Here is a 12,258-nt window from a genome sequence, read left to right as displayed (position 1 = left end):
GCGGGCCCTGCGGCAGGCCCACCCCTGGGGCTTCGGGGCTTCGCCCTGGCCTTCGGCCACCCCAGGCCCGGGCCCGCCTCCGGACCAGCCTGCCATGCCCCGTCAAGCGCCTCCCCCACACACCACGGGACCCACGGTCGTTGAGAAGACCGCCGACCGTGCCGGCGTCGAAATCCTGCCGCGCCCCGCAAGCACCACCCCCACACCACAGCACCACCGGCGTCGAGAACACCGCCCACCCTGCCCAGATCGAAAACCTGCCCCGCCCCCCAAGCACCACCCCCACACCACAGCACCCACCGGCGTCGAGAACACCGCCCACCCTGCCCGGGCCGCACAGCGGAACGGTCTGCCACGGGCCGCTTCGAGGTGAGGTGCCTACCGAGCGGGGTCGGTCGGAGGTGCCGGTGAGCGGCGGACCTGGTGCGGGCCGAGGTCGCGCAGGACGGTCGTCAGGTCCTCCGGCGTGAGGGCGGGCGCGGGCAGCGGATCGGCGCCGGGCCGGGCGCGCAGGCCGTCGAGGAGCAGGGCGAGCGGCCGGCGCCAGGCGTCGGGGGCGAGCGCGGTGAGTGCGGGTACGGTCCTGCCGAGCGCGGCCAGGGCGAGGAGCAGGTCCTCGGTCACCAGGTCGGGGCGCACGCTCCCCTCGTCCCGCCCCCGGCGCAGCAGGAGCGCGACCGTCTCGTGGTTGTGCGCGTGGACGGTGTCGAGCGAGGGGACGTCCGCGAGCGCGGTGGTCATGAGGTCGTTGGTGCCGCGGTCCGCGGCCAGGGTGGCGAAGACCGCGTCCAGGTAGCCGGCCAGGCCGGTCCACGCGTCGGGGGCGCGGCGGGCCGCCTCCCCCGCCTCGACGGTGCCCCGCAGGGCGTCGTGGAAGACCGCCTCGACGAGTGCGGCGCGGGTGGGGAAGTGCCGGTAGAGGGTGGCGTTGCCGACCCCCGCGCGGCGGGCGATCTCGTCCAGCGGGGCGTCGAGGCCGTGCGCCGCGAAGGCCTCGCGCGCGGCGGCCGTGAGCAGGTCGCGGTTGCGTCGGGCGTCCCGGCGTACCGGCTGCCGCCGTGTCTCCTGCGCCGCCATGTCCCGCCCCTTCCTCCGTGCGTGCCCGGCCTCGGGGCCGGCTCGTGGCAGCGTACCGGGGACCACTCCCCGGTACGCCTGTTAGGGTCGTGACCACAAACGGGGACCACTCCCCGTTTCCTCGGGGACGGAGGGCGCGGCGATGTCGCACGACAGGGCTCTGGTGCTGGGCGGGGGTGCGAGCCTCGGAGGGGCGTGGACGGCGGGGATGCTCGCCGGCTTCGCCGCCGCGGGGATCGACCTCGCGGCCGCCGACACGGTGATCGGCACCTCCGCCGGGGCGGTCATCGGGGCCCGGTTGACCTCCGGGGCGGCGGCCGAAGAGCTGTACGGGGGTCAGCTCGACGGCACCGCCCCGGCACCCGCGGTCGGGGTCACCCTCGGCCAGACGGCCCGGTTCCTGTGGGCCGCGCTCGGCTCGCGCGACCCGGAGCGTTCCGTGCGCCGGCTCGGACGGGCCGCGCTGGCCTCCCGTACGGTCCCCGAGTCGACCGTCTTCGAGACGGTGGCCGACCTCCTCGAAGGGGTACGGGAGTGGCCCGACCGGGAGCTGCGCATCGCCTCGGTCGACGCCCGCACCGGTGCGCTGGAGATGTTCCGGGCCGACTCCGGGATCCCCCTGCCGGCGGCGGTCGCCGCCAGCTGCGCCGTACCGGTGGTGTGGCCGCCGGTGTCGGTGGCGGGGCGGCTCTGGATGGACGGCGGCAGCCGCAGCACGGCCAACGTGCACCTGGCGCGCGGCCACCGGCGCGTGGTCGCCCTCGCGCCCGTCCCGAAGGCCGTCGGCCCGCACCCGCACGCGGTGGCGCAGGGCGCCGAGCTGGCTGCGGCAGGGACCCGGGTGGCCGTCCTCGGTCCCGACCGGGCGGCCCGGCGGGCCATGGGCCGCAACCTGCTCGACCACTCCCGCCGGCCCGCCGCGGCCCGCGCGGGCTTCGCCCAGGCCACGGCCTGCGCGGCCACGGTCGCCGCGATCTGGTCCCGGTGACCCGAGTCGGACATCTTCCGGTGGTCCCACGGCCGCCCGGTCAGGGTGGCCCACCCGGTCAGGGTGGCCCACCCGGTCAGGGTGGCCCACCCGGTCAGGACGGCAGCAGCTCCCAGGCGCACGTTCAACCCGATGGCCGCCCGGAAATGGCAGCCGCAGAAACGGTGCGGCAGCATGCGAGACGGTGGCGCGGACCCGGTGCCACCCCACATCGCCAGGTTCTCCCACGTGTCGTGATGACGCGTGAGGACCACCCCCCAACCGATCAGGAGCCCACCATGGCAACCGAGCACGCAGTCGGATCGGCAGCGGACACGGCCCTCCTCGATGCCGTCGGAGAAGTCTTCATGCGCTACCCGGAGCTGGCGAAGAAGTACGCCATCACCAGGCTGGCCCTCGAAGGCGAGATGGGCATCGACTTCGAACGGCAGCACGGAGTGTCCCGGGTCGAGGGCGACCGGATCGTCACCGAGTTCGTCGACCGGGACAAGCCGGTCAAGCGCTCGGGGACCGCCGGTATCCCGGCCAGGATCTGCCTGGAGGAGGACTCTCACGGCAATTGCCTGGAGTGGTGGTACTACTGAGCGCTTCCGACACCGAAGCGCTCTGGAACGAGCCCCGGCGAATGCACCGCCGACCAGCGGCCGAGCCGGCAGGCTTAGGGCGCCCGGACCAGGGCGGTCTGCGTCCCTGGTCCGATGCGGGCCGGAGGCCGCCGGGGGAGGCTGGGGGCATGAGGGCGTTCACGGGGTTCACGGAGCAGGAGCGCGCCTACCTGGCCTCGCAGCGGCTGGGGCGGCTCGCCACGGTCGACCCGCACGGGCAGCCGCAGGCCAATCCGGTCGGGTTCTTCCCGCAGGAGGACGGCACCGTCCTGGTCGGCGGCATGCGCATGGGCGACAGCAAGAAGTGGCGCAACCTGATCGCCAACCCGAAGCTGGCCCTCGTGGTCGACGACCTCGCGAGCACCCGGCCCTGGCGCGTGCGGGGCGTCGAGATCCGCGGTCGGGCCGAGCTGCGCACCGGCCCGCACGACCTGGGCCCCGGCTTCAGCCCCGAGGTGATCGTCATCCACCCCGAGCGCGTCCACTCCTGGGGGCTCGGGCAGGACTGACCGCGGCCTCAGGACTGACCGCGGCCCCAGGGCTGACCGCGACCTCAGGGCTGACCCCGACCTCAGGACCGTGCCGCGCCGGCCGGTCCCCCGGCCTCGGCCGGCTCCGGCGCGGCGGCGGACCAGGCCAGCAGCACCCGCAGGGCGTCGTGCGCGGGGCTGCCCGGCTCGGCCGTGTACGTGATGAGGGCCTGGTCGGGGTCGTCGGCCGCGCGCAGGGTCTCGTACGCCAGCTCCAGGTCGCCGACCACGGGGTGGTGGAACCCCTTGCGGCCCGCGGTCTTGTCCTGCACCGGGTGTTCGGCCCACCAGCGCCGGAACTCCGCGCTGCGCATGGACAGTTCGCCGATCAGCCGGGCCAGCTCCGGATCGCCGGGGCGGCGGCCGGCCTCCAGGTGGAGGTAGGCGACGTTCTCGCGCGCGCAGGCGGTCCAGTCGGCGTACAGCTCCCGGGCGACCGGGTTCAGGAAGGTGTTGCGGGCGATGTTGCGCTCGGCGGGGTCCTGCGCCGCGAAGTCGCCGAGCAGGGCGCTCGCGGCCGGGTTCCAGGCCAGCACGTCCATCCGACGGCCCATCACCAGAGCGGGCACGTCACGCAGTTCGTCGAGCAGCACGCGCAGGATCGGCCGGACCTGCTGGACCCCGGCGACCCGCGGCCGCTCCGCCCCGGCCCGGCCGCTACCGGCGGCCCGACGGGCCGGGCGCCCGAGCAGGTGCAGGTGCGCGGTCTCGTCCGCGGTCAGCCGCAGCGCCCGGGCGAGCGCGTCGAGCACCTCGGCCGACGGGTTCGGTACGCGGTCCTGCTCCATCCGCGTGTAGTAGTCCACGCTGACCCCGGCGAGCTGGGCGATCTCCTCGCGCCGCAGCCCCGCGACCCGGCGCCGGCCGCCGTAGTCGGGCAGCTCGACGTCGTCGGGGGTGAGGCCGGCGCGCCGGGCGCGCAGGAACGCGCCCAGGCCGGCGGTCGCGGCCGCTCGCGTCGTGGATGTCCCCGTGGTCCTCGTCATGCACCGATTGTCGCCCGGCCCGCGACCGCACTGCCTGGCCCTGTCAGGACCAGGCAGCGCACGGCCGCTCTTACGGGCCGCCCGGGACGTCGCCCCGGGCGTGCCGCTGCCGGTGTCCGACAGCCCCCGGGGAGCGGCTGTCCGCACTCGTAACTCCCGCTCATTGCCCGCGAGTTCACGCCATACTTGATGCGCTTCGCCATCCGCCGATCAGCGACCGCGGGAGCCCCATGGACACCACCTTGAACGTCTCGAGCACCGATCTCGGCGAGCGCGAGAGGTCCACGGCTTCACTGCTCAAGTGGTTGTCCCACGACTCCGCCGTACGGAGGCACTGCCGACCCGCTCCCGTGTACGCGCCACCCGCCGCCGGAGCCATGGGGTCCGCGTTGGAAGCGATCAGTCTGGTCATCGGGAACGTCACGGCACTCGGCAGCCTGGCGATGGCGGTCGACGCTTGGCGTCGGGGACGCACCGGCCTCCTTCCCGCCACGACCGTACGGATCAGCGGGGGCGGCACCACGGTCGCCCTCGACGGCGCGTCACCACGGCAGGTGGCCGAGATCGCCCGGATCCTCGGGATCCCGGACGTGCCTGAGGAGACCGGTCCGACGCCTCGGACGGGCGCGACGGCCACGGCAGACACGGCTGAGGCTCCGGGGGCGGCCGAGGCGGCGGACCCGGTCGAAGCGTTGGGCACGGCGGATACGAGCAGGACGGCCGCCGGGTCGGGCACCGCGTAGCCGGCGCAGGCACGGCAGTGCTTCCGGACCCGGCGCTCTCACGATGCCTGCTGGTCGGAGTGCCCGCCCACCGCAACAACAGTGACCTGACGGACCTGCCCGCGGCCGCGAACAACCTCGAGGCGCTGCGGGCGGTGCTCACGGACCCCGAGGTGTGGGGTCTGGCGCCGGAGCACTGCGTCGTCCTGAGCCCCGAGCTCGCCCAGGAGGTGCTCGAGAAGATCCATTCCCTCGCGGCGGAGGCCAAGGACACCTTCGTGCTGTACTACGCGGGGCACGGTCTCCTCGACACGTTGAACGACGAGGACCTGCATCTGGCGATGCCCAGGTCGGCCAGGAGCAGGCTGTTCTGGTCCCTCCCCTACCGGGACGTCGTCAAGGCCCTCAAGGACCCGCGGTCCAGGGCCGAGCGGAACGTCGTCATCCTGGACTGCTGCTACAGCGGTACAGCCTTGCCCGACACGATGGGAGGAAGACGGCGGCCACCCGAGGAACCACCGGTGGAAGGCATCTTCCTGCTGACCGCCACCGAGCGCTCCGAGGCAGCGATCGCCCCCGCTGGGCAGACCTTCACCGACTTCACCGCCGAACTCCTGTCCCTCCTGACCGAGGGAGTCCCGAAGGGGCCCCGGTTCCTGGACCTGCAGACCCTGCACCGAGAGCTCTACGGCAGAGTGAGCGACCGAAACGGGACCCACCCCCAACTGACCGCCCGGAGCAACCCGGCGAGGCTCGCCCTCGCCCGCAACCGGGCGTACCGGGAGCCGCCGGCCGGACCGTCGGCTCCGGAGCGGACCGCCGGCCGGACGGGATCGCGCCCGAACCGGCTGCTCGCGCTGGTGGCGGCCGTGGTGTCCGTGGTGGCCGTCGCGGCGATCGCCCTCGCCGTCCTGAACCCGTTCGGCGGCGACGGCTCGAAGGGCAGGGGGAGCTCAGCCTCCCCGCCCGTCGTCGACGGCCTGCTCCGGGGTGGCTGGAAGAGCCTCGCCGGGAACGTCGACCTGCCGGAGGAGGGGAGGACCGACTGGGTGCAGTGGGGGTACCTCCCCAAGGACCGCGACGTCACGGCGGAGTTCGCCGGCGGGGACGCGGAGAAGGAGTGCCTCGGTCTGAACATCTACTGCGTGACGCGCAAGGCGGACGCCTTCGTCATCGGAGACTTCACCGCACTGGGTACCCAGGCACCGTTCAGGCTGTACGCGAGCAGTTCGCCCGTGTCGTTCTCGTGGACCGGGGGCGAGGCCCCGCACCAGTCGGCGAGCGACGTCCGTTCCGTGGTCTACCAGGGCGGCCCCGGTGCGGGGTTCCGCATCCTCGTTCCGACGAAGAGCACGACCCGGGTGTTCCGCCTGTACGTCGCCTACCGCCAGGGCGCGATCCGCTTCTCCGCAGCGCTCGGGAAGGGCGGAAAGCCCGCCTACTCGGACTTCGCCGACACCGAGTCCGGTCCGCTGAACGAGACCTACTTCCGGGTGTACGAGCTGACCTTCCGCACCCCGGAGCCCTCGCTCCTCGAGGTCGACTTCACGCTCGAAAGGAACCACGGGGGCGGGAACGTCACCCTGATGGCGGCGACCCTGCACTAGGAGACGTACCGGGTCGCGTCGACACCGCGATTTCGCCGCCCAGTCTCCCAGGACCGTCCTGGGAGACCGGGCGGCGCAGGCCCGCGGCCGGCCGGGGTTCACCCCCGGCGGTCGCTGCGGCCGCCCCGCTTGGCCTCGTAGTTGGCGCGGCCCTCGGCCGACTTGATGCGCCAGTCGCGCCGGATGTTCGCGCGCAGCCGGGCGTCGGTCTTGGCCACGATGCGCTGGTTCTCGCGCAGCAGCTTGCGGTAGCTGTCCAGGCGCCGCTCGGGCAGTTCGCCGCTGTCGACGGCCGCCAGCACGGCGCAGCCCGGCTCCGCCTCGTGCGCGCAGTCGTGGAAGCGGCACCGGGCGGCGTGGTCCTCGATCTCCGAGAAGACCTGGCCGACGCCCGACTCGGCGTCCCACAGGCCCACGCCGCGCAGTCCCGGCGTGTCGATGAGGACGCCGCCACCGGGCATCAGGAGGAGGTTGCGCGTGGTGGTGGTGTGCCGACCCTTGCCGTCGACGTCGCGGGTGGCCTGCACCTCCATCACCTCGGCGCCGAGCAGGGCGTTGGCGAGGGTGGACTTGCCGGCGCCGGAGATGCCGAGCAGCACGCTGGTGCCGGTGCCGAGGACCGCCCCGAGGACGTCCATGCCCTCGCCCGTCAGCGAGCTGACGGTGAGCACCTGCACGCCGGGGGCGCTGGTCTCCACGTCCTGGACCAGGTGCGCGAGCGTGACGGGGTCCGGGACGAGGTCCGCCTTGGTGAGGACGACCAGCGGCTGGGCGCCGGACTCCCAGGCCAGGGCCAGGAAGCGTTCGATGCGGCCGAGGTCCAGCTCGACGGCGAGCGAGACCGCGACGATCGCGTGGTCGACGTTGGCCGCGAGGATCTGGCCCTCGGAGCGCTTCGAGGAGGTGGAGCGGACGAAGGCGGTGCGCCGGTCGAGGTAGGTGCGGACGTACCGCGGGTTGCCGTGCGGTTCCACGGCCGCCCAGTCGCCGGTGCAGATCACCCGGAGCGGGTCGTGCGGGGTGACGAAGGCGGTGTCCGCCCGGACGAGCCCGTCGGGGGTGACGACGTCGCACTGGCCGCGGTCGACCCGGACCACCCGGCCCGGTACGAGGCCTTCGGCGGCGTACGGGGCGAACGCGGCGGCCCAGTCCGCGTCCCAGCCGTACGGGACGAGCGCCGCGGCCGCGGCGTCGGCGTCACCGGCACCGGCACCGGAGGTGACGGAGGGAGCGGACGAAGACGGAAGGAGGAAGGAGGGGGAGGAAGAGGTGGAGCTGTCCTGCGGAGAGGAGAAAGACAAGGGAGACCCTTCGGAGGGTGGCCCCGGCGGTGCGCGACACGGCGCGCGGAGAGGAAGGAGTCAGCCGGCGGCCACGGAGGTGGCAATGATCAGCTTCTGAATGCGGGCAGCGCCTCGCTCGACGGCAATCACCGAAGTCCACCTCCTGGTCGATCCCATGGGCCAATCCCATGTCCACGTACGGCCGTTCACCAGGAACGGCCCTCAAGGAGCGTCTCGCCCCTTGAGCACGCACGAACCATAACCCTCCCCCGCGCACCCCCGTCAATTCATTTTCGGCACGCCCCCGACCAGCCGTTTTCCCCGGCGGGCCGGCCGGCCGCCGCGCCGGTGGCGGCCACCCGTGACCGTTTCCTTCAAGACGCCCGGCCCGCCCGGCCGCCACGATGGCCGCATGACCGAATCCCGCACTCCGTTCCCCGCCCCCCGCCTCGACCTGGTCGGCCTGGTGGTCTTCGACATGGCCGCCTCGCTCGCCTTCTACCGCCGCCTCGGCCTCGCGCTCCCGCCGGAGGCCGACGCCGAGCCGCACGTGGAGGCGGAGCTGCCGGGCGGCCTGCGGCTCGCCTGGGACACCGAGCAGGTGATCCGCTCCTTCGACCCGTCCTGGACCCGGCCCCCGGCCGACAGCGGCGGCCGGTGCGAGCTCGCCTTCCGGTGCGCCTCGCCGGCCGCGGTGGACGCGCTGTACGAGGAGCTCACCGCCGCCGGCCACGACGGCCACCTGAAGCCCTGGGACGCCTTCTGGGGCCAGCGCTACGCGGTCGTCCGCGACCCGGACGGCACCGGCGTCTCCCTGTTCGCCCCGCTCGGGACCAGCACGCCCTGAGCCGTGTACGCACCCAGCGTCGTCCCCGCCAGCTCGCGCACCTCGCGCGCCAGATGTGCCTGGTCGGCGCAGCCGACGGCGTGCGCCACCGCGGCGGCCGGCATGCCGGACCGGGCCAGGGCCAGGGCCCGGCGCAGCCGCAGCACCCGGGCGAGTGTCTTGGGCCCGTAGCCGAAGGCGGCCAGCGAGCGGCGGTGCAGCTGGCGGGCGCCGAGGCCGACCGCGGCGGCGGTACCCGCGACGCTGCGCCCGGCCGCCAGGCACGCCACGACCGCCCCGGTCAGCGCGTCGGGCGGCGGCGCGCCGGCGGCCAGCCGGGCCGCCAGTTCCTCGAGCGCCCCCGCCGGGTCGGTCGCGAAGCCGGGGCCGGGGCGGACCTGGCGCAGCTCGGCGAGCGGGACCCGGCGGTCGACCAGCTCGTACGCCGGTACGCCGAGCAGCGCGGGCAGCGTTCCGGGCGCGAACCGGAGCCCGGCGAACCGGGCGGCCGTGACGTCCCCGGTGGTGTGCGGGCGGGTGTCCGGGCCCGCGACCCACAGTCCGCCGTCGGCCCAGATCAGGTCCATGCAGCCGTCGGGCAGCACGGGCGCGGCGCGCCCCGGCACCGGCTCGGCGGTCCAGAGCACCGCGCCCGGCACCGCGCGGGAGGCCCGTTCCTCGTACACGCCTCCACGCTAGCGGTGGCGCGCGGCGCGGTGCCGGGCGGGACGGGGGCCGGTCAGTGCGGACGCTGGTGGTGGTGGTTCTCGCGGCTGCGCAGCCGCCCCTGCACGTCTTCCGGGGGCAGGAACTTCGACCAGCGCTCGGGGAACTCGGACGGCATGTCGCCCTCGTCCTCGTCGTCCTCGGACTCCCCCTCGGCCATGGCCCGCCAGGCCGCCGCGCGGGCCACCAGCTGGGCGGCCTCCGCCTCCCGGGCCCGCTCGGCCGCCTCGCGGGCGGCCGCGGTGGCCACGGAGGGCCAGACCCGGTCGATGGCCGCGTTGACCGCGGCCCCGACGAGCACGGCGAAGGCCGAGATGCCGATCCACAGCAGGACGGCCACGGGCGCGGCCAGCGACCCGTAGATGGTCGGGCCCTCGACGGTGTTGGTGAGGTAGATCCGGAGCAGGAAGCTGCCGAGGACCCACATCGCGAGGGCGACGAGCGCGCCCGGCACGTCCTCGATCCACGGCGAGCGCACCGGTACGGACACGTGGTAGAGCGTCGTGAGGAAGGCGATCGACAGCACCGTGACCGTGGGCCAGTACAGGACGCTGATGACCTCGGTCCCCCACGGGACGATGCGGACGACCGCGTCCGGCCCGACCACCATCAGGGGCAGCACCACGGCGCCGATCAGGAGCGCGACGACGTACAGACCGAAGGCGAGCAGCCGCGTCTTGACGATGCCGCGCTGGCCGTCGAGGCCGTACATGACGGTGATGGTGTCGATGAAGACGTTGACCGCGCGCGAGCCCGACCACAGGGCGAAGGCGAAGCCGAGCGAGATGATGTCGGGGCGGCCGCGTCGGGTGACGTCGTCGAGCAGCGGTTTGGCGACGTCGTTGACGCCCCGGTCGGACAGCACGGTGCCGACCGCCCGCAGGATGTTCTCCTCGATGCTCGCGACGGTGTGGGTGTCGGTCCAGCCGTCGACGTAGCCGAGCAGGCCGATCAGGCCGAGGAACAGCGGCGGCAGGGACAGCAGGGTGAAGAAGGCCGCCTCGGCGGCGAGACCGAGGATGCGGTACTCGATGCACGAGTTGACCGTGTCCTTGAGCAGCAGCCAGGCCATCTTGCGTTTGGAGACGTTGCGGTACAGGGCGCGCGCCCTGTGGAGCCGCCCCGGTGGGGGCTCGGGTGTTTCGTTTGCCGGCTGCACGTCCTTACCGTATCGGCATGGCAGCGAGCACCCACACCGTGACCAATCAGGCTCCGCCCCTGACCGGGTACGACGCTTTCGGTTCGGACCCGGCCCTCGTCGAGGGGGTGGACCGGCACCTCGACCCGGACCTGTCGGAGGAGGTGCGGGCGGAGCTCGGCGGCATCGGCCGCGCGACCGGCTCCGCGCAGTGCCAGGAGTGGGGGCGGCTGGCGAACGAGAACCCGCCCCGGCTGCGCACCCACGACCGCTACGGCCACCGCATCGACGAGGTGGAGTTCCATCCGTCCTGGCACCGGCTGCTGGGCCGGGCCCGGTCGGAGGGGCTGACCGACGCCTGGGGGCGGCCGGGCGGGCACCTGCGCCGGGCGGCCGGTTTCTACCTGTGGTCGCAGGTCGAGGCGGGGCACGGCTGCCCGGTGTCGATGACCCACGCGGCCGTGCCGGCGCTGCGCGCGGAGCCGGAGCTGGCGGCACAGTGGGAGCCGCTGCTGGCCTCGCGCGTGTACGACCGGGAGCTGCGGCCGGTGGCGCGCAAGACGGGGGCGCTGCTCGGCATGGCGATGACCGAGAAGCAGGGAGGCAGCGACGTACGGGCCAACACGACGGCGGCGGTGCCGCTGGACGCGGCGGGCGAGTACCTGTTGACCGGGCACAAGTGGTTCTGCTCGGCGCCGATGAGCGACGGCTTCCTGGTCCTGGCGCAGGCGCCCGAGGGGCTGACGTGCTTCCTGGTGCCGCGGGTGCTGGCGGACGGGACGCGCAACGCGTTCGCCATCCAGCGGCTCAAGGACAAGCTGGGCAACCGGTCGAACGCCTCGGCCGAGGTGGAGTTCGAGGACACCTGGGCGCGGCGGGTGGGCGAGCCCGGGCGCGGGGTGCGGACCGTCATCGGGATGGTGGCTGCGACCCGGCTGGACTGCGTGACCGGGGCGGCGTCCGCGATGCGGCAGGCGCTGGTGCAGGCCGTGCACCACGCGACGTACCGGGAGGCCTTCGGCGGGAAGCTGGTCGACAAGCCGCTGATGCGCAACGTGCTGGCGGACCTGGCGCTGGAGTCGGAGGCGGCGACGGTGCTGGCGCTGCGGCTGGCGGCGGCGTACGACGCGGACACGGACGCGGAGCGGGCGTTCGCCCGGCTCGCGGTGCCGGTGGCGAAGTTCTGGGTGACCAAGCGGTGCACGCCGATGGTGGCGGAGGCGTTGGAGTGCCTGGGCGGCAACGGTTACGTGGAGGAGTCCGGCATGCCGCGGCTGCTGCGCGAGTCGCCGCTGAACTCGATCTGGGAGGGCTCGGGCAACGTGCAGGCGCTGGACGTGCTGCGGGTGCTGCAGCGGGAGCCGGCGGCGCTGAACGCGTTCCTGCAGGAAGTGGGGCGGGCCCGGGGCGCCGACCACCGGCTGGACGCGGCGATCAAGGGCGTGCTGACCGAACTGGCGGACCTGGAGGGCATCGAGGCGCGGGCGCGGCGGCTGGCGGAGCGGATGGCGTTGGTGCTGCAGGGTGCGTTGCTGGTGCGGTGGGCGCCGCCGGCGGTGGCGGACGCGTTCTGCGCCTCGCGGCTGGGCGGGGACCGGGGGGCGTCGTTCGGGACGCTGCCGCACACACTGGATCTGGGAGCGGTGGTGGACCGGGCCCGGATCCCACTGGACCGCTAGGGGCAACGCCGTTCAGTTAAGGGCGGGGTCGGGGCGTCAAGAGCTGCTCGTGAGCATGGTGATGTGGATGGTTGCTTTGTAGGTGGTCCGG

12 protein-coding genes are annotated in these 12,258 nt (G+C 74.0%); 7 read left to right on the top strand and 5 right to left on the bottom strand.

Features of this window, described 5'->3' with window-relative positions; genetic code table 11:
* Positions 1 to 378: 378 nt before the first annotated feature.
* Entirely contained in the window at positions 379 to 1,077 is a 699-nt protein-coding gene (locus ACIQCH_RS37865; protein WP_402588821.1) for a TetR/AcrR family transcriptional regulator, read from the bottom strand.
* 142 nt (positions 1,078 to 1,219) lie between these two features.
* On the opposite strand from ACIQCH_RS37865, the gene ACIQCH_RS37860 reads away from it, so the two are divergent.
* The 3 genes from ACIQCH_RS37860 to ACIQCH_RS37850 all read left to right on the top strand — a co-directional run bounded on the left by ACIQCH_RS37860 (position 1,220) and on the right by ACIQCH_RS37850 (position 3,179).
* Positions 1,220 to 2,065, top strand: coding sequence for a patatin-like phospholipase family protein (locus ACIQCH_RS37860; protein WP_402588819.1), 846 nt, complete (start codon positions 1,220 to 1,222; stop codon positions 2,063 to 2,065).
* Between the two features lie 278 nt (positions 2,066 to 2,343).
* Positions 2,344 to 2,649 (top strand): hypothetical protein, encoded by a 306-nt coding sequence (locus ACIQCH_RS37855; RefSeq protein ID WP_402588817.1) that lies wholly within the window; start codon positions 2,344 to 2,346, stop codon positions 2,647 to 2,649.
* 149 nt (positions 2,650 to 2,798) lie between these two features.
* Positions 2,799 to 3,179 carry a PPOX class F420-dependent oxidoreductase gene (locus ACIQCH_RS37850; protein WP_402588815.1) on the top strand — a complete coding sequence of 127 codons (381 nt, stop codon included), beginning with the start codon at positions 2,799 to 2,801 and terminating at the stop codon, positions 3,177 to 3,179.
* 62 nt (positions 3,180 to 3,241) lie between these two features.
* Here the strand turns inward: ACIQCH_RS37850 and ACIQCH_RS37845 are convergent, their stop codons facing one another.
* Complete coding sequence (locus ACIQCH_RS37845) at positions 3,242 to 4,186, bottom strand: helix-turn-helix domain-containing protein (protein ID WP_402588813.1); 945 nt, start codon at positions 4,184 to 4,186, stop codon at positions 3,242 to 3,244.
* 230 nt (positions 4,187 to 4,416) lie between these two features.
* Between ACIQCH_RS37845 and ACIQCH_RS37840 the strand changes: the two genes are divergently transcribed.
* Both ACIQCH_RS37840 and ACIQCH_RS37835 read left to right on the top strand, forming a co-directional pair.
* The gene (locus ACIQCH_RS37840; protein WP_402588811.1) at positions 4,417 to 4,929 is read left to right on the top strand and encodes a hypothetical protein; all 513 of its coding nucleotides are present in this window, start codon (positions 4,417 to 4,419) and stop codon (positions 4,927 to 4,929) included.
* 17 nt (positions 4,930 to 4,946) lie between these two features.
* A complete protein-coding gene (locus ACIQCH_RS37835; protein WP_402588809.1) occupies positions 4,947 to 6,515 on the top strand; it encodes a caspase domain-containing protein in 1,569 nt (522 codons plus the stop codon).
* 98 nt (positions 6,516 to 6,613) lie between these two features.
* On the opposite strand, the gene rsgA is transcribed toward ACIQCH_RS37835, so the two are convergent.
* Positions 6,614 to 7,816: a ribosome small subunit-dependent GTPase A gene (rsgA, locus tag ACIQCH_RS37830; protein ID WP_402588807.1), complete on the bottom strand. Its 1,203-nt coding sequence runs from the start codon at positions 7,814 to 7,816 to the stop codon at positions 6,614 to 6,616.
* A gap of 394 nt (positions 7,817 to 8,210) precedes the next feature.
* Here rsgA and ACIQCH_RS37825 point away from each other — a divergent pair, with 394 nt between their 5' ends.
* Positions 8,211 to 8,645: a VOC family protein gene (locus tag ACIQCH_RS37825; protein ID WP_402588805.1), complete on the top strand. Its 435-nt coding sequence runs from the start codon at positions 8,211 to 8,213 to the stop codon at positions 8,643 to 8,645.
* Here ACIQCH_RS37825 and ACIQCH_RS37820 read toward each other — a convergent pair.
* Together ACIQCH_RS37820 and ACIQCH_RS37815 are read right to left on the bottom strand one after the other, a co-directional pair.
* A complete protein-coding gene (locus ACIQCH_RS37820; protein WP_402588804.1) occupies positions 8,573 to 9,310 on the bottom strand; it encodes a helix-turn-helix domain-containing protein in 738 nt (245 codons plus the stop codon). The genes ACIQCH_RS37825 and ACIQCH_RS37820 overlap by 73 nt on opposite strands.
* 53 nt (positions 9,311 to 9,363) lie before the next feature.
* A complete protein-coding gene (locus ACIQCH_RS37815) occupies positions 9,364 to 10,509 on the bottom strand; it encodes a YihY/virulence factor BrkB family protein (RefSeq protein ID WP_402588802.1) in 1,146 nt (381 codons plus the stop codon).
* Between the two features lie 17 nt (positions 10,510 to 10,526).
* Here ACIQCH_RS37815 and ACIQCH_RS37810 point away from each other — a divergent pair, with 17 nt between their 5' ends.
* Positions 10,527 to 12,167, top strand: a complete 1,641-nt coding sequence (locus tag ACIQCH_RS37810; protein ID WP_402588800.1) for an acyl-CoA dehydrogenase family protein — start codon at positions 10,527 to 10,529, stop codon at positions 12,165 to 12,167.
* The last annotated feature ends 91 nt before the right edge of the window (positions 12,168 to 12,258 follow it).

Origin of the sequence: Streptomyces sp. NPDC093225, assembly GCF_044753805.1 — a bacterium.
Lineage (GTDB): Bacteria > Actinomycetota > Actinomycetes > Streptomycetales > Streptomycetaceae > Streptomyces.
This window is presented reverse-complemented; position numbering and strand designations above follow the sequence as displayed.

What these genes read in the sequence shown, in the direction of transcription:
- ACIQCH_RS37865 (WP_402588821.1), bottom strand. Translation starts at nt 1,077, where the DNA reads ATGGCGGCGCAGGAGACACGGCGGCAGCCGGTACGCCGGGACGCCCGA.
- ACIQCH_RS37860 (WP_402588819.1), top strand. Translation starts at nt 1,220, where the DNA reads ATGTCGCACGACAGGGCTCTGGTGCTGGGCGGGGGTGCGAGCCTCGGA.
- ACIQCH_RS37855 (WP_402588817.1), top strand. Translation starts at nt 2,344, where the DNA reads ATGGCAACCGAGCACGCAGTCGGATCGGCAGCGGACACGGCCCTCCTC.
- ACIQCH_RS37850 (WP_402588815.1), top strand. Translation starts at nt 2,799, where the DNA reads ATGAGGGCGTTCACGGGGTTCACGGAGCAGGAGCGCGCCTACCTGGCC.
- ACIQCH_RS37845 (WP_402588813.1), bottom strand. Translation starts at nt 4,186, where the DNA reads ATGACGAGGACCACGGGGACATCCACGACGCGAGCGGCCGCGACCGCC.
- ACIQCH_RS37840 (WP_402588811.1), top strand. Translation starts at nt 4,417, where the DNA reads ATGGACACCACCTTGAACGTCTCGAGCACCGATCTCGGCGAGCGCGAG.
- ACIQCH_RS37825 (WP_402588805.1), top strand. Translation starts at nt 8,211, where the DNA reads ATGACCGAATCCCGCACTCCGTTCCCCGCCCCCCGCCTCGACCTGGTC.
- ACIQCH_RS37810 (WP_402588800.1), top strand. Translation starts at nt 10,527, where the DNA reads ATGGCAGCGAGCACCCACACCGTGACCAATCAGGCTCCGCCCCTGACC.